Source organism: Ureibacillus sp. FSL K6-3587, assembly GCF_038593165.1.
GTDB lineage: Bacteria > Bacillota > Bacilli > Bacillales_A > Planococcaceae > Ureibacillus > Ureibacillus suwonensis.
On sequence record NZ_CP151969.1, the window covers coordinates 397437 to 413705 of the forward strand.

A 16269-nucleotide genomic window follows, 5' to 3' on the forward strand; every position below is an offset into this window, starting at 1 on the left:
CCCCTTCGAATATGAAACAACGCCCATCCCATGTACAAGTTAAACTGATATGATACCTGTGCGAATTCGTGTATTTTGTTATAAAAATTTGTTTGAATAAAAGGGCACAACATTAAAAAAGTTGGAAAAGCGATATTCCCTTACAAGGTGAATCGAATGAATAAAATTTGCCCCATAATCCACCGATACGCATTGGATTCAATAGAAAAACCCCTTACATCCTAAAGTCGAATGTAAGGGGTCTTTGAGGGGAAATAAAATAAGGAACTGTTTCAAAAACAACTTACACTTGTTGTACATTTTGATAATGCTGTTGGCGATTCAATTTAATGACCTCTTTCCAAGTGTCACGGAACTCAGTAGCAAGCCCGATCACTTCTTCCACAATCTCCGGATCATTTTTGATGTTTGCTTCCACTAATCGGCGATTCATATATTCATATAATGGAAGAATTTGTTTTGAAATTTCATAATCCATATTGAGTGTAACCATCAGTTCGTTAATGATATTTTGGGCTTTCTGAAGATTGACATTTTTTTCTTCCATGTGTTTTTCTTCGATGGCTTTTTTTGCCACATTCAAAAATTTAATGCAGCCATTGTATAGCATAAGCGTCAATTCGCCTGGGGAAGCGGTGTTGATGCTGTTTTGTTTATAAGCGTTGTATGCAGTATTTTGTAATGCCATGTAAGACTCTCCTTTTTGGAAATAACCGGATTGCTATAAAAAGCAATCCGCATTATTTTCTTTTGTCGTAATATCTGCCATCCATTGCCTGTACACTCGCATATGGATTGATATATTGCTTTTCATATTTCTTGGTATCGTTGAATTTTTTTAAATCCGCCTTGACTTCATTGAACAAAAGATCCAACCTTTCCCGGATCCCTTTGTCCAACTTATATAAAGTGACATGGGTTTCATCGGTTTCATCATATTGAAAATTTTGTTCCCGCAGTTGCTTCACAAGTGTTCCCCGTTCATCCAGCAACCCATTGACTTCATCAATGTATTCGGTCCTTTCCTCGCCGGAAGGGAACGCGGATAAATGTTTGTAAAGTTTCGCTGACACTTGCAGCAATTGTTGAATTAAGTCCATTGAACGACTCTCCTGACCAAAAAGCATAAGTATCTGATTAGTACGATGGCATAAACAGACTCGATTGCATATTGGCTTTATTGATGGCTTCTTCCATTCTTGTAAATTGATTATAATAACGTTCTTCGATGGCTTTTAAACGGTCTTTCCATGCTTCAATTTGATCATCCAACGAACTGATGGTTCTGCCAAGGGAATAAGTATTATCGGCAAAAGAAGTTTTACCCGCTTTGTCATCAATTTGTTTACTTGCCGTATCCACGGCTGTACGCAATTTTGCAACAACGCCATTTTCGGAATCGGTGAAAAGTTTTACCACCGCTTCCGGATCCTTGGCAATGGCTTCTTTCAGTTTGTCCTCATCCAATTGAAGTTTTCCGCCATCCGTATAAGTGGCAGTGGTTGTAACACCGATATTGAACAAACCTTTGAATGGATTATTTTCACTGACCGTATAAATCGCATTCCGCATTCCGGAAAGCGCCGTGCTGAGGATGGTGTCATTCCGCAACAACCCTTGTTTTGCCTTCTCTTCCCATTTTTTAATCTGCTCTTCGGTCATTTCCGCTTTCTGCGCATCAGTCAACGGCGGATAATTCAAATTTTTCTTTTCTTTTAACGGCGTGTTGATACTTTCAATAATTTCGTTATACATGTTCACGAATGATTTGATTTTTTCAACCATGCCGTCCGTATCAATGGAAGAAGAAATGGTAACCGTGCCATTATAATTTGGATCATTGGCCTGATTGAATGTCTGTTTTAATGTAATTGAATATCCCGACTCTTTGATGGAATTGGATGTGCTTTCCTTTTGGATGCCGTTGATTGTGTAGATGGCATTCGTTCCATTAGCAACGAATTTTGAAGAGCCTGAAGTGAATCCAAGAACGTTAAATAAATTTTCATTATCCTCTTTGATCTGAATGGCGCCTCCTGCCACACTGCCCGTAGCATTGGCAGTGATGGACATCTGGCCGTTGCCGAATACAACCGTAACCCCCGCACCGGAAGTATTGATGGACTTCACCAAATCTTCGATGGTATCCGAGCTGGAATAGTTGATTTTTGTATCCTTCATCGAGCCATCACTTTGGATGACACTTAAAGTGAACGATCCATTGGTATTACCAAAATTTTTTATATCTTTTAAAAGCGTAGCGGAATTGGCTTTAATATTGATTGTTGCTTCCTCGTTGCTTTCGGATAACGTATTGCCATCAACCGAAAATCCCAGTTTCATAAAAAAATTAGGGTTGTTTTCGACTATTACCGAATCGCTTCCAAGGTATAATTTTCCATTAGTTATTTTTGCATTTGTTAAGCCTGCATCTTTTAATTTGGAAAGCAGCGTATCAATGGTATCGTCTTTTGTATAAGTGATCGTTTTCCCTTCATCTTCGCCATTCAATTTGATCGTAAAGCTGCCTGTGCCTTCGGAGCTTCCATTAATTCCGAAATCGGATAATTTATGTTGGCCGTTAATGGCGGATGTCATCAATTGACTTCCCAGTTTGGATGCGGATGTCGCCAGTTGGGAAACGGAAGAGAGATTCAACGTTCCGACAGCCGTATTGTCTGCAGTGACGCTGACTTTGCTTTCGTCGCTGACGGATGTTTTGCGGACAAGCAAACTTTTTTGCAAACCGAATTGGTCGAAAAGGTTTTTGGAAAATGTCTCCAACTTCAAGTCGATCTCACGATAAGCATCCCGTTGCCATTCGTATTTTTGTTTTTGTTGCTGAAGTTTTTCCATTTTGGCACTTTCAGCTTTCATGAGCTTTTCCACAATCGAATCGATATCCATCCCTGAAGAAAGTCCAGACAACCGTTTATTGGCTGTCTGCAAATAGGAATAAGATGACGTTGAAGAAACTGAGTCTGCCATTGTAACCCCTCCTTAAATTTTTTCGTCTATGATCATTCCCACGAGTTTTTGCATTTCATAAAAGGCATCAAGCAGCTTTTTCGGCGGAATTTCTTTGATGACTTCCTGTGTTTGCTGATCGATAACCGTGACATAGTAGCATTCCAACTCATCATGGTAAACAAATCTGGTGCTGCGATGATTGATTTCCAGAAATTCATTCATGGAATTGACCGCTTGCTCGATTTTTTCTTTTGTAACTTCGATACGGTCTTCTTTTGCAATGTCCGCATTTTCCGAATCTACTTGCGCTCCGACTTTTTCCAAAGGGGCATTATCGTTCGTTTTTACAACCGGTGAAACTTCAACAGCTGATTTTGCTGAAATTTGCATACATCTTCCTCCTCGAACGAAATCGAACAAAAGAGAATTTTTCTAATAGTTATATCGGATGGGTTGTAAAAATTTATAGTTTTTTTGAAGAAAAAAGGGCATACATACATTTATTTATCAAAAAAGAGGCTGGAACAAAACCCCCTCTAAAATGGAAACAGCTCATGAAATTTTGGAATGAAAATTCATGAGCTGTTCTTCATTTTTTCAATAAAAAATAAGGACCTCTTCTGTTAAAATTAAGTTACCACCAAAACTAACAGAAAGAAGGGTCCTTATGTTTAAATATTATAACATGAATCAATTAGTTTTACCTCTAGATTTAGAAATAAAATTACAAGAAAATGATATTGCCTTCCATATTCACCATTTAGTTGAAAGTATTCCAGATGAAGCCTTCCAGCCGTTTCTTCGAAATACAGGTTGTCCTGCTTATCATCCACGCATGATGCTAAAAATTATTTTGTGTGCTTATTCCCAATCAGTCTTTTCAGGTCGGAAAATTGAAGCCCTTTTAAAGGACAGTATTCGGATGATGTGGTTGGCACAAGGCTATGAACCAAGTTATCGGACGATCAATCGTTTTCGTGTGCATCCGGAAGTAAAAGAATTAATTCGTCAATGTTTTGTCCAATTCCGTTGCCAACTGGTGGAAGAAAAATTAATTGATCAAGAAGCAATTTTCATTGACGGTACAAAGATTGAAGCGAATGCCAACCGATTTACTTTTGTGTGGAAAAAATCCATTGAAAAATACAACAAAAGCTTAATTGAAAAATCCAATCAGCTCTACAACGAACTGTTAGAGAAGGAAATCATCCCTGAAATGGAGCGGGAAAGTGATGGGGAATTGTCCGTAGAAGAACTCGCTCAAATGGTGCAACAAGTCGATGAAGTGATTACGGAATATGACCAAAAGATAGAAGCATCGCCCGATGCCACAGAACGAAAAGCATTAAGAAGCGAACGGAAATATCCGAAGCGAGTGTACAAACAGTTGATTGACTTGATTTTACGTAAACAAAAGTATCAAAAAGACTTCGAAATCTTGGGTGAACGGAATAGTTATTCCAAAACAGACTTAGATGCGACGTTCATGCGAATGAAAGACGACTATATGAAAAACGGTCAATTGAAGGCTGGATACAACGTACAAATCGCAACAGAAGGTCAATACGCACTGGCTTATGGCATTTTTCCAAATCCTACCGATACACGTACATTGATTCCGTTCTTGAATGAGATTGAGAAGCATTATTTTCCATTGCCAAAATATATTGTCGCAGATGCTGGTTATGGTAGTGAACAGAACTATGAGGACATCCTTTCGAATCGAAAATGTGAGGCACTTATTCCATATACCATGTATGAGAAAGAACAAAAGAAGAAATATAAACAAAACCCATTTCATCCAGACAATTGGATGTACGACGAAGAAAGTGATACCTACATTTGTCCGAATCAGCAGCGAGTAACCTTCCGTTATCGTTCTGTACGTACCGATAAGACCGGTTTTAAACGAGAATTGAAAATCTATGAATGTGAAAACTGTTCAGGATGTCCATTTCGTTCATCATGCACAAAAGCAAAGGAAGGCAATCACCGAAAGGTCATGGTGAATGAAAAATGGGAACGACAAAAAGAATATGTAAGAGCGAAGCTTTCAGAAGAAAAAGCAGGTTCTATTTTCCGTCAACGTAAAATGGACGTAGAACCAGTTTTTGGATTCTTGAAGGCTAATTTGCGTTTCACTCGATTTTCCGTCCGAGGAAAATCGAAGGTGGAAAATGAAATGGGGATTGCCTTAATGGCCGTGAATTTACGGAAATACACGGCCAACAAAGATCAACTGACCAAAAATAATGGAGAGAAATGGAAAAAGGAGAATTTGAGTTGGCTCAAATTCTCCTTTTTCCTATTTTGAAGCTAGTTTTGTCCCAGCCTCTGATGAAGAAAGGCCCCTTTTTTAATTATTGCGAAAACCGAAGAACCCCTTGAGGCGTTTGATTGGCTTGTGCAAGCATCGATTGGGCGTAAGGCAATTTATTGGTTCTCAATCTCATTCTGATTTGGCAAACCATCGATTTTCTTTTCCAATTTTTCAATCCTTTTGCACAAGTCTTCATAGTTAAGACCTCACCAAATCAATGTTCAACCCGTTCAAAAATCCATTCCGATGCACTGTTAAAAATGGAAGCCAACTGCGGGTCAAAAAGACGGGTCAAAACAGGGATATCTTGTTTTTCCAACGCCGCATTCACTTCATTTAACAACTCCACGGCTTCTTCAATCCGGCTATGGATTTGGTAGTGGTAGGAGAGCATATAGGTTTCAACTGCAAGCAGCCATTCAAGCCCCTCACCGAAATCCGCAATCATGGAAAAAGCTTGATCCAATTCACCAGATTGTAAGCAAGAAGCGATGAGTTGGCAACCGTCAGGAATTTTTGCGACGTATTCATAATAGGATTGTTGGGTTTCTTCGATTAATTTTTTCAGTTCATGGGACATTTTTATCCTCCTTCAAATTATTATCTTTCCATAAAAGAAAAGTCACTCTCCAACAGAGAGTGACTTCAGCTTGTAGACAAAGTCCCAAACTAGTGGCCAAATCTACAGGCTTTTTTTGTATAATAGGGATAGAATTCTTGGTTAACGGGGGAAATTTAGGATGTTATCGAAGCGTACTGACAATAATCGAAATCAATTGGAAATGGTGGCTCTTGATCAATTGGTTCCAGAAGATCATTTGGTAAGGAAGATTGAACAAGCCATAGACTTTGATTTTATTTACGATCTTGTCAAAGATACCTATTGCCTAGATAACGGAAGGCCTAGTATTGATCCTGTTGTGCTCATTAAAATGGTCTTTGTGCAGTATTTATTTGGTATTCGATCCATGCGTCAAACGATCAAAGAAATTGAAACCAACGTGGCGTATCGATGGTTCTTAGGATATGGTTTCACAGAGAAAATTCCTCATTTTTCAACGTTCGGCAAGAATTATGTTCGTCGTTTTCAAGGTACTGATTTATTTGAACAGATTTTTTATCGTATTTTAAAAGAAGCGATGAATAAAGGATTAGTGGATGCATCTGTTGCCTTTATTGATTCAACACATGTCAAAGCGAGCGCCAATAAAAAGAAGTTCGATAAGAAAATTGTCCGGGCAGAAACAAAAAGCTATCAAGCGCAATTAGAGTTAGAGATTAACCAAGACCGTGAAAACCATGGAAAAAAGCCCTTTCCCCCGAAAGAGAATGAAGAAACCAAGGAAATAAAGGTCAGTACAACCGATCCTGATAGTGGCTATTACGTAAAAGATGAACGGGAAAAGATGTTTGCCTATTCTTTTCATACCGCCTGTGATGCAAAAGGCTTTGTCTTAGCTACCAAGGTAACGGGAGCGAATATTCATGATAGTCAGGTGTTTGGTCAATTACTCGAACAAGTCATCGAAAAAGTAGGCAAACCAACTGCAGTAGCCGTAGATGCCGGATACAAAACCCCAGCGAATGCGAAAATTCTATTGGATAAAGAGATTCGTCCAGTCATGCCATATACAAGGCCTAGAACAAAGGACGGTTTCTTTAAAAAGTATGAATATGTATACGATGAGCATTATGATTGTTACATCTGCCCAAACAACCAAACTCTTGAATACCGAACAACAACAAGAGAAGGATATCGACAGTACGCTTCGAAACCGGAAATATGTAAAACGTGCCCATTTTTAGAAAAGTGTACCCAAAGTAAAGATCACACTAAATTTATTCATCGCCACATTTGGGAGCACTATGTGGAAGAAGTCGACCACTTAAGACATACAGAGATCAATAGAAATATATATGATAAGCGCAAAGAAACGATTGAACGGGTCTTTGCCGATGGAAAAGAGAAGCATGGCATGCGATGGACAACTCTACGAGGACTGGAAAAATTGTCCATGCAGGCGATGCTTACTTTCGCTGCCATGAACTTAAAGAAAATGGCAAACTGGACATGGAAAAGACCATGTCCAGCCTAAATAAGACAAGAATCTTAGAAAATGATGAGCAAAAAAAGACAAAGAGGCTGGGACAAAAGATAAAAAACACCATTTTCTCCCGGGAGAAAATGGTGTTTTTTTGATAATTGAAGAAAATTGATTTCCGTTCCGGGGACGCTTTCCGCGGGCCCGGCTCGAGCCTCCTCGGAGCTCAATCCTTCGCTCCTGCGGGGTCTCGAGAGGGCTCGTCGCAGGAAAGCTTTTGCTTTGCGACTAAGCGTGCGCGACAGGAGCACTCGCCCCGTCACTCCAATCAATTTTTTACAAAAATTCTTTTTGCAGCTCGTTCACTTTATTAGTTATGTCCCAGCCTCTTTGCCGACAGTCTGAAGTCACTCTCCAACAGAGAGTGACTTGTGAGTAAATCAATTATTGTAATAATTGAAGAACACCTTGTGGTTGTTGGTTTGCCTGAGCTAGCATTGCTTGAGCAGCTTGCATTAAGATGTTGTTTTTCGTGAATTCCATCATTTCTTTTGCCATATCTGTATCGCGGATACGAGATTCAGCAGCTGTTAAGTTTTCAGATGCTGTTCCTAAGTTGTTGATTGTATGTTCTAAGCGGTTTTGCACAGCACCAAGAGTTGCACGTTGTTCGGATACTGATTTGATAGCTTCGTCGATTTTTGAGATTGTTCCTTCTGCTTGTTCACGTGTTGAGATGTTTACACCATTAATTACAAATTGATCTCCATCTTGGAAATCTCCATCATCGCTACCTACAACATTTAAATCAGCTGCTGCTAATTCTACATCACCAATTTTAACAGTTTTATTAGTAGTATCAAATTCTCCTACTACTTTTCCATCTTTTAATACATTTGTTCCACTGATTTCATAAGTACCAGCAGACAATTTTTTTGCATCATCAGAATCTCCAAAATTTGTTACTAGCGTTGCTTCACCGTCTTTAACAATGATTGTACTGTTATTGGCTACTGCTTGCGCTTTATCAAAAGTATAAGTAGTGCCGTTAGCAGTCACAACATTTTTAGCAATAGAACCAACAACATTACCATCAGCATCTTTTAAATCTGTTCCTGATACTGTATATACTCCATCTGCTAATGCTTTTGTAGTATCAGCTGCTGCAACACCAGTTTGAACTGTTGTTGAGGCAGTTAAACCTAATGCTGCTGCACCCATGTTACCAACGTTCAATTCCATTGTTTGGCTTTCGTTCGCACCAATTTGGAAAGTGCCTTTAAATGAACCATCCAGTAATTTTTGTGTGTTGAATTCTGTTGTTTTTGCAATACGGTCAATTTCTTGTACTAATTGATCAATTTCCTTTTGTAATGCTTCACGGTCATCTTTAACGTTTGTGTCGTTAGCAGATTGTACTGCAAGTTCACGCATACGTTGAAGGATGGAGTGAGTTTCGTTTAAAGCACCTTCTGCTGTTTGGATCAAAGAGATTGCATCTTGAGAGTTTTTGGATGCCATGTCCAAACCGCGGATTTGCGCGCGCATTTTTTCAGAAATTGCCAAACCTGCTGCATCATCGCCCGCACGGTTGATTTTGTAACCGGAAGACAATTTCTCAAGGTTTTTCGCAGATTGAGAGTTGTTGAATGTTAGATTACGATGTGTGTTTAATGCTGAAATATTGTGTTGAATTCTCATGATATATTCCTCCTTGAATTTTTATTTCTCAATAAATCCACATCCTTGTGGAATAGAAGGCTAGGGAGAATTCATGTCCTAGTCCTTACAACATTTGTATCGGATAAACTATTAATAATTTAATAGTTATAAAAAATTTTTTTCTAATCGAGTAGGAGGGAGCGATTAACTCCCGTCCTCTCACACCACCGTACGTACGGTTCCGTATACGGTGGTTCAATTAAGATCATTGACGCAAGTTTTCATAACGAGCTTCAAGACTTTCCAACCCTTGGTTTCTCCAATAGGAGTTACCAAGGGTTCTGTGTAATATTGGACTATTTGAAATACGCCAATAACTCTTCCGAGTATTTCCCCATTCATACGCTTGCCATTGTGGTACGCCAAGCTGAATAAGGTTGCGTGTCTTTGTTTTCGGTTTCTTCCAGTTCTTCCATAGACACATTCGAAGTCTTCTACGAATCCATTTATCTAATTCAAGGAATATAGATTTGGTGTCTGCTAACGCAAAATATCCACACCATCCCACTAGATATTGATTCAGTTTCTGAATGCGGTATTCCATCGGGTAGGGCATCTTGCGTGATGTGATTTCACGAACTTTATTCTTCATTCGTTTAAGGCTTTCTTTTGCGATACGAACCTTTGGCTCTTTATGATAGGTAAAGCTAAATCCTAGAAACTTACGTTTCCATGGACGGTCGACCGCTGATTTCTTTTCATTTACTTTCAGTCGTAGTTTTCCTTCAATGAATCGTTGAATGCTTGCCATTGTGCGAAGTCCTGCTCGTTTACTTTTCACGTAAATGTTACAGTCATCCGCATATCGAACGAATTTGTGTCCTCTTCTTTCCAATTCTTTATCTAGTTCATCTAGTACAATGTTAGATAGTAGCGGACTTAATGGTCCTCCTTGTGGAGTTCCTTCTAATGTGCTTGACACCACACCATTAATCATGACTCCCGATTGTAAATACTTACGAATCAATTTCAGTAATGGTTTATCTTGGATTCTCTTCGCGAGTGTACCCATTAATCTGTCATGGTTGACCTTATCAAAGAATTTCTCCAAGTCCATATCTACAACCCATCGATGTCCATCTCTTATATATTCTTTCGCTTTCCTCACCGCATCATGGGCACTTCGGTTTGGTCTAAATCCGTAGCTGTTTTCAGAGAATGTAGGGTCATACACTTTTGAAAGTACTTGGGCGATTGCTTGTTGAATCAAACGGTCTGTTACGGTAGGGATTCCTAGTAAACGAACACCGCCGTCAGGTTTCGGGATTTCGACTCTGCGGACTGGCATTGGTTCATAAGTTCCCTTGAGAATTGCCTCCTTAATAGATAGCCAGTTTTCGACTATGTGCTGTCGTAGGTTTTGTACGGGCATCATATCTACTCCGTGGCTTCCTTTATTCTGTTCTACACGTTTTAGTGCTTGAAGCATGTTCTCCCGTGACAGGATTTGATTCAAAAGCATCGTTATTCTCCTTCCGTGAATAGCTGTTCTCTTTATGCCAGTGGTCACTCCACCCTCCAAGAGGTCCCCCACGGGATTCACCGCTTCCTTCCTCAAGTGAGGTACTACGTTTTCTGTTTTCATCATGACTCACTGAATGCCAAGGGCTATTCTCTCTTAATTGTTCGGTCCTTCTTAGTTGTTCTAGACCAACTAATACTATGACCTCTGCTGACTTCTGACGGTTCAGCTACTTATCACTAAGTAGGTTATGAAGCGTACTTCACCTATCCGCCAGACCTCCCCGGGTAAGTACATGCACTTTCACACCATCTATCCGCCTCATCTACTCGATATGACCTTCGACAGAAAGAGCTTTGTTTTGTTTTGCAAACTCACTCAATCATACCTAGCCTTATATGAGGTTCGTGTTCCTCGGACCGGTGTTTTGCCTCCAGCTTCCTTCAGATTCCGCGTCACCACGGACACCCTTGCTCTTGGCTAACCTCTACTTCTGTCTTCGGGGTTCGGGACTTACACCCTATAGTTCATGTACATGCCGGGCGCACAAAAAGAGGCTGGGACAAAACTAGCTTCAAAATAGGAAAAAGGAGAATTTGAGCCAACTCAAATTCTCCTTTTTCCATTTCTCTCCATTATTTTTGGTCAGTTGATCTTTGTTGGCCGTGTATTTCCGTAAATTCACGGCCATTAAGGCAATCCCCATTTCATTTTCCACCTTCGATTTTCCTCGGACGGAAAATCGAGTGAAACGCAAATTAGCCTTCAAGAATCCAAAAACTGGTTCTACGTCCATTTTACGTTGACGGAAAATAGAACCTGCTTTTTCTTCTGAAAGCTTCGCTCTTACATATTCTTTTTGTCGTTCCCATTTTTCATTCACCATGACTTTTCGGTGGTTGCCTTCCTTTGCTTTTGTACATGAAGAACGGAATGGACATCCCGAACAGTTTTCACATTCATAGATTTTCAATTCTCGTTTGAAACCGGTCTTATCGGTACGTACAGAACGATATCGGAAGGTTACCCGCTGCTGATTCGGACACGTGTAGGTATCACTTTCTTCGTCGTACGTCCAATTGTCTGGATGAAATGGGTTTTGTTTATATTTCTTCTTTTGTTCTTTCTCATACATGGTATATGGAATAAGTGCCTCACATTTTCGATTCGAAAGGATGTCCTCATAGTTCTGTTCACTACCATAACCAGCATCTGCGACAATATATTTTGGCAATGGAAAATAATGCTTCTCAATCTCATTCAAGAACGGAATCAATGTACGTGTATCGGTAGGATTTGGAAAAATGCCATAAGCCAGTGCGTATTGACCTTCTGTTGCGATTTGTACGTTGTATCCAGCCTTCAATTGACCGTTTTTCATATAGTCGTCTTTCATTCGCATGAACGTCGCATCTAAGTCTGTTTTGGAATAACTATTCCGTTCACCCAAGATTTCGAAGTCTTTTTGATACTTTTGTTTACGTAAAATCAAGTCAATCAACTGTTTGTACACTCGCTTCGGATATTTCCGTTCGCTTCTTAATGCTTTTCGTTCTGTGGCATCGGGCGATGCTTCTATCTTTTGGTCATATTCCGTAATCACTTCATCGACTTGTTGCACCATTTGAGCGAGTTCTTCAACGGACAGTTCTCCCTCATTTTCCCGCTCCATTTCAGGGATGATTTCCTTCTCTAACAGTTCGTTGTAGAGCTGATTGGATTTTTCAATTAAGCTTTTGTTGTATTTTTCAATGGATTTTTTCCACACAAAAGTAAATCGGTTGGCATTCGCTTCAATCTTTGTACCGTCAATGAAAATTGCTTCTTGATCAATTAATTTTTCTTCCACCAGTTGGCAACGGAATTGGACAAAACATTGACGAATTAATTCTTTTACTTCCGGATGCACACGAAAACGATTGATCGTCCGATAACTTGGTTCATAGCCTTGTGCCAACCACATCATCCGAATACTGTCCTTTAAAAGGGCTTCAATTTTCCGACCTGAAAAGACTGATTGGGAATAAGCACACAAAATAATTTTTAGCATCATGCGTGGATGATAAGCAGGACAACCTGTATTTCGAAGAAACGGCTGAAAGGCTTCATCGGGGATACTTTCAACTAAATGGTGAATGTGGAAGGCAATATCATTTTCTTGTAATTTTATTTCTAAATCTAGAGGCAAAACTAATTGATTCATGTTATAATATTTGAACATAAGGACCCTTCTTTCTGTTAGGTTTGGTGTGCTAACTTAATTTTAACAGAAGAGGTCCTTATTTTTTATTGAAAAAATGAAAAACAGCCCATGAAATTTCATTCCAAAATTTCATGGGCTGTTTCCATTTTAGAGGGGGTTTTGTCCCAGCCTCTTTGTATTGATCATCAATTATTGTAATAATTGAAGAACACCTTGAGGTTGTTGGTTTGCTTGAGCTAGCATAGATTGAGCAGCTTGCATTAAGATGTTGTTTTTCGTGAATTCCATCATTTCTTTCGCCATATCTGTATCACGGATACGGGATTCAGCAGCTGTTAAGTTTTCAGATGCTGTACCTAAGTTGTTGATTGTATGTTCTAAGCGGTTTTGAACAGCACCAAGTGTAGCACGTTGTTCAGAAACGGATTTAATTGCATCGTCGATTTTTGAAATTGTTGATGAAGCTGATTCGCGGTTAGAAACATTCACACCATTAATTTCAAATTTAGAACCATTTGCTAATGCTGTATCTAAATTTAATTTTGCAGAATCAACCTTAATATCTTTATCTCCAACTTTTATAGTTGCTTCTTTTTTTGTAGTATCAAACGTACCTACTACTTGACCATCTTTAATTACGTTTGAACCAGAGATTTCATAGCTACCAGCTGCTAATTCTTTTGCACCATTTGCAATTGTAGCTGTTGCATCATTGCTGTCAAGCGTGATTTTATCTCCAGCATTTAAGTTACCAGTGAAAGTATAAGTTGTTGTATCAGTTCCATCAGTAGAAGTAATTACATTACCTGAAACGGTTACATCCGCTACTTCAGTACCAGAGCTATTTAATAATTTAGTACCATCAGAACTTACTGTATATTCCCCATCAGCAATTGATTTATCAGTAGTAGAACCTGTTACCGTTTCAACAACATCATCAAATTTAGATTCTAATGTTGCTTTACCATTTTTCACTGTAATAGTAGAGCCATCAGTAACAGCAGCAGATTCATCAAAATCATATTGAGAAACAGTATCTGTTAATTTTACTGCTGTACCATCGACAGTACCAACTTGATTTCCATTACTATCCAATACTTTTGTACCATCTACAGTATAAACACCATCAGCTAATGCTTTTGCTGTTGCATCTGGATCCGCTCCAGTAACTTTAGAAACTTCCACATCACTTTGAACAGTTGTAGTTGCAGTTAAGCCAAGGGCTGCTGCACCCATTTTATTAATATTCAAGTTAATGCTTTGACCTTCGTTGGCACCAATTTGGAACGTACCTTTGAAGGAACCATCTAATAATTTTTGCGTGTTGAACTCAGTTGTGTTTGCAATTCGGTCAATTTCTTGAGTTAATTGGTCAATTTCTTTTTGTAATGCTTCACGGTCATCCGTTACGTTAGTATCGTTTGAAGATTGTACTGCAAGTTCACGCATGCGTTGTAGGATTGCATGTGTTTCGTTTAACGCACCTTCTGCTGTTTGGATCAAAGAGATTGCATCTTGAGAGTTTTTAGATGCCATGTCCAAACCGCGGATTTGTCCGCGCATTTTTTCGGAAATTGCCAAACCTGCTGCGTCGTCGCCTGCACGGTTGATTTTGTAACCGGAAGACAATTTCTCAAGGTTTTTTGAAGCTTGAGAGTTGTTAGCTGTTAGGTTACGATGTGTGTTTAATGCTGAAATATTGTGTTGAATTCTCATAAGGAATTCCTCCTTGAAATATGTATTTGATGTCCCACATCCTTGTGGTAAGCAAAGTTTGGCAGAAAAATAATTTTTCACTCCCAAGCTTTACAGTATTATTATCGACACCGGTTTCATTTGTTTAATAGTAAATTTGAAAATATTTTACTGCAATAATTGTAATACACCTTGAGGCTGCTGGTTGGCTTGCGCAAGCATGGATTGAGCAGCTTGCATTAAAATATTTTGTTTTGTAAAGTCCATCATTTCTTTTGCCATATCCGTATCTCGAATACGGGATTCTGCAGCAGACAAGTTTTCTGCAGCAGTTCCTAAGTTATTGATGGTATGTTCCAAACGATTTTGAACAGCTCCCAAATATGCCCGTTTTTCTGAAACCTTTTGGATGGCATTGTCAAAGCTTGTAATTGCCTCACTGGCACCTTCTTGTGTAGAAAGATCGACGTCTGTAATTCCTAACCCTGAAATCGATATATTTGGCAATTGAACAATCATGCTTTGCCCTTCGTTTGCCCCAATAAGTAAATGAATTTCCGATGTGTTTGAATCTTGAGTGGATGAGTGGCCTGTACTTGCATCCCAAATATATGTAAATTGATCTTATGTATCAATGGGATTTTTGTCATCAGGCACTGTTTTTGTATTATCTGTTTCAGTTGGCGATAAAATAGCTCCAACTGTATCATAGTCGATTGTTGCTAAATAAGCACCGGCTTTGGTTACATCTTTTAACTCATCATAAAAATTATCAAGAGTTTTACCGGTTAAACTATTAAGTGCATCTGCCAGTGATCCACCCTTTGTCAATTCCTTCATTAAATCCGGTAAATCAGCATGATCCGTATCCTTTCCATTGTCATTTAAAAATTTCTCCAAATAACGTACAGCCAAATAACTTGCGCCGTAGTCAAGGGAATCTTTATTGTCTGGATCGGTCCATTTTGCCAACTCCCCACTAACATAATCAGTGAGTGCTTGTGCTTTTTGAGCCGGGTCATTTAATTTCGCACCCAATTTATAACGAACCCGGTCATTACCACCTGATAAATACTCTGCTGTCCCTTCTACAAACCAGTTTGGTGATTTGCTCAACCATATACCTGAAGCAGACATTATGGCATGTGTCATTTCATGGGCAACTGAAGTATCAGGTTCAAAATCAGATGAACTATTTTTGAACATATTCGTTAAATTAAACACTATATGATTCGATGGATACGAGTTGAAATATGCATTATAATCAGATTCGCCTTCTTCAAATTTAATGGTGATTTGCGTATTGGCAGGAGTTTCAATACCGTAAGCATTTCTTACCATATCTTCCGCTGTTTCAAACATATAATTTGCTAAATCCGATAAAAATTGTTCAATTTCTGGGTCCCCAGTTCCTAATGCATTAGCACCTTGAAGAATTTTTCGCGTGTTGAATTCGGTAGTTAAGCCGATGCGATTGATTTCTTCTTTTATTTGTTCAATTTCTTTTTGAATTGCTTCCCGATCTTCTTCAACATTTGTATCGTTAGCTGCTTGCACCGATAGTTCACGGCCTCTTTGTAAAATCGAGTGGACTTCGTTCATCGCTCCTTCCGCCGTTTGAATCAATGAAATCCCATCTTGCGCATTTTTGCTAGCCATTTCCAATCCTCGAATTTGGCTTCGCATTTTTTTCAGAAATTGCAAGCCCAGCCGCATCATCTCCAGCACGGTTAATTTTATAACCGGAAGATAGTTTTTCCAATGCTTTGCTTGCTTGTGTGTTATTGGAATTTAGATTTCTATTTGTGTTTAAAGCTGTGATGTTGTGTTGAATAATCATACATTTTCCTCCGTG

At 39.1% G+C, this 16269-nt stretch carries 12 protein-coding genes and 2 pseudogenes; 2 read left to right on the forward strand and 12 right to left on the reverse strand.

Going from position 1 to position 16269, the window contains the following annotated elements; all coding sequences use genetic code 11:
- Positions 1-283: 283 nt before the first annotated feature.
- Genes fliS through flaG form a run of 4 tightly spaced genes read right to left on the reverse strand, consistent with a single transcriptional unit; the run spans position 284 to position 3360 of the window.
- Complete coding sequence (fliS, locus tag NSS77_RS01955) at positions 284-688, reverse strand: flagellar export chaperone FliS (RefSeq protein ID WP_342470150.1); 405 nt, start codon at positions 686-688, stop codon at positions 284-286.
- A 52-nt stretch (positions 689-740) separates the two neighbouring features.
- Positions 741-1100 carry a flagellar protein FliT gene (locus tag NSS77_RS01960; protein ID WP_342470151.1) on the reverse strand — a complete coding sequence of 120 codons (360 nt, stop codon included), beginning with the start codon at positions 1098-1100 and terminating at the stop codon, positions 741-743.
- Positions 1101-1137: 37 nt separating this feature from the next.
- Positions 1138-2988 (reverse strand): flagellar filament capping protein FliD, encoded by a 1851-nt coding sequence (fliD, locus tag NSS77_RS01965; RefSeq protein WP_342470152.1) that lies wholly within the window; start codon positions 2986-2988, stop codon positions 1138-1140.
- Between the two features lie 12 nt (positions 2989-3000).
- On the reverse strand, positions 3001-3360 hold the full coding sequence (gene flaG / locus NSS77_RS01970) for a flagellar protein FlaG (protein ID WP_342470153.1): 360 nt from the start codon (positions 3358-3360) through the stop codon (positions 3001-3003).
- 277 nt (positions 3361-3637) lie between these two features.
- Between flaG and NSS77_RS01975 the strand changes: the two genes are divergently transcribed.
- The gene (locus NSS77_RS01975; RefSeq protein ID WP_342468433.1) at positions 3638-5284 is read left to right on the forward strand and encodes an IS1182 family transposase; all 1647 of its coding nucleotides are present in this window, start codon (positions 3638-3640) and stop codon (positions 5282-5284) included.
- A gap of 46 nt (positions 5285-5330) precedes the next feature.
- On the opposite strand, the gene NSS77_RS01980 is transcribed toward NSS77_RS01975, so the two are convergent.
- Together NSS77_RS01980 and NSS77_RS01985 are read right to left on the reverse strand one after the other, a co-directional pair.
- Positions 5331-5486 (reverse strand): hypothetical protein, encoded by a 156-nt coding sequence (locus tag NSS77_RS01980; protein ID WP_342470154.1) that lies wholly within the window; start codon positions 5484-5486, stop codon positions 5331-5333.
- An 18-nt stretch (positions 5487-5504) separates the two neighbouring features.
- Complete coding sequence (locus tag NSS77_RS01985; protein WP_342470155.1) at positions 5505-5870, reverse strand: hypothetical protein; 366 nt, start codon at positions 5868-5870, stop codon at positions 5505-5507.
- A 160-nt stretch (positions 5871-6030) separates the two neighbouring features.
- Here NSS77_RS01985 and NSS77_RS01990 point away from each other — a divergent pair, with 160 nt between their 5' ends.
- Positions 6031-7386 (forward strand): IS1182 family transposase, encoded by a 1356-nt coding sequence (locus NSS77_RS01990; RefSeq protein ID WP_342470156.1) that lies wholly within the window; start codon positions 6031-6033, stop codon positions 7384-7386.
- A gap of 390 nt (positions 7387-7776) precedes the next feature.
- Here the strand turns inward: NSS77_RS01990 and NSS77_RS01995 are convergent, their stop codons facing one another.
- The 6 genes and pseudogenes from NSS77_RS01995 to NSS77_RS02020 all read right to left on the reverse strand — a co-directional run.
- Positions 7777-9033, reverse strand: a complete 1257-nt coding sequence (locus NSS77_RS01995; RefSeq protein WP_342470157.1) for a flagellin — start codon at positions 9031-9033, stop codon at positions 7777-7779.
- A 226-nt stretch (positions 9034-9259) separates the two neighbouring features.
- On the reverse strand, positions 9260-10516 hold the full coding sequence (gene ltrA / locus NSS77_RS02000) for a group II intron reverse transcriptase/maturase (RefSeq protein WP_342471176.1): 1257 nt from the start codon (positions 10514-10516) through the stop codon (positions 9260-9262).
- A 574-nt stretch (positions 10517-11090) separates the two neighbouring features.
- Positions 11091-12737, reverse strand: a complete 1647-nt coding sequence (locus NSS77_RS02005; RefSeq protein ID WP_342468503.1) for an IS1182 family transposase — start codon at positions 12735-12737, stop codon at positions 11091-11093.
- 171 nt (positions 12738-12908) lie between these two features.
- Positions 12909-14435 (reverse strand): flagellin, encoded by a 1527-nt coding sequence (locus tag NSS77_RS02010; RefSeq protein ID WP_342470158.1) that lies wholly within the window; start codon positions 14433-14435, stop codon positions 12909-12911.
- A gap of 147 nt (positions 14436-14582) precedes the next feature.
- Positions 14583-14957: pseudogene (locus NSS77_RS02015) on the reverse strand (flagellin); the annotation flags it as partial.
- An 882-nt stretch (positions 14958-15839) separates the two neighbouring features.
- Positions 15840-16254, reverse strand: a pseudogene (locus tag NSS77_RS02020) (flagellin); the annotation flags it as partial.
- Between the last annotated feature and the right edge of the window lie 15 nt (positions 16255-16269).

What these genes read in the sequence shown, in the direction of transcription:
- fliS (WP_342470150.1), bottom strand. Translation starts at nt 688, where the DNA reads ATGGCATTACAAAATACTGCATACAACGCTTATAAACAAAACAGCATC.
- NSS77_RS01990 (WP_342470156.1), top strand. Translation starts at nt 6,031, where the DNA reads ATGTTATCGAAGCGTACTGACAATAATCGAAATCAATTGGAAATGGTG.
- NSS77_RS01975 (WP_342468433.1), top strand. Translation starts at nt 3,638, where the DNA reads ATGTTTAAATATTATAACATGAATCAATTAGTTTTACCTCTAGATTTA.
- NSS77_RS02005 (WP_342468503.1), bottom strand. Translation starts at nt 12,737, where the DNA reads ATGTTCAAATATTATAACATGAATCAATTAGTTTTGCCTCTAGATTTA.
- NSS77_RS01995 (WP_342470157.1), bottom strand. Translation starts at nt 9,033, where the DNA reads ATGAGAATTCAACACAATATTTCAGCATTAAACACACATCGTAATCTA.
- ltrA (WP_342471176.1), bottom strand. Translation starts at nt 10,516, where the DNA reads ATGCTTTTGAATCAAATCCTGTCACGGGAGAACATGCTTCAAGCACTA.
- flaG (WP_342470153.1), bottom strand. Translation starts at nt 3,360, where the DNA reads ATGCAAATTTCAGCAAAATCAGCTGTTGAAGTTTCACCGGTTGTAAAA.
- NSS77_RS01960 (WP_342470151.1), bottom strand. Translation starts at nt 1,100, where the DNA reads ATGGACTTAATTCAACAATTGCTGCAAGTGTCAGCGAAACTTTACAAA.
- NSS77_RS01985 (WP_342470155.1), bottom strand. Translation starts at nt 5,870, where the DNA reads ATGTCCCATGAACTGAAAAAATTAATCGAAGAAACCCAACAATCCTAT.
- NSS77_RS02010 (WP_342470158.1), bottom strand. Translation starts at nt 14,435, where the DNA reads ATGAGAATTCAACACAATATTTCAGCATTAAACACACATCGTAACCTA.
- NSS77_RS01980 (WP_342470154.1), bottom strand. Translation starts at nt 5,486, where the DNA reads ATGAAGACTTGTGCAAAAGGATTGAAAAATTGGAAAAGAAAATCGATG.
- fliD (WP_342470152.1), bottom strand. Translation starts at nt 2,988, where the DNA reads ATGGCAGACTCAGTTTCTTCAACGTCATCTTATTCCTATTTGCAGACA.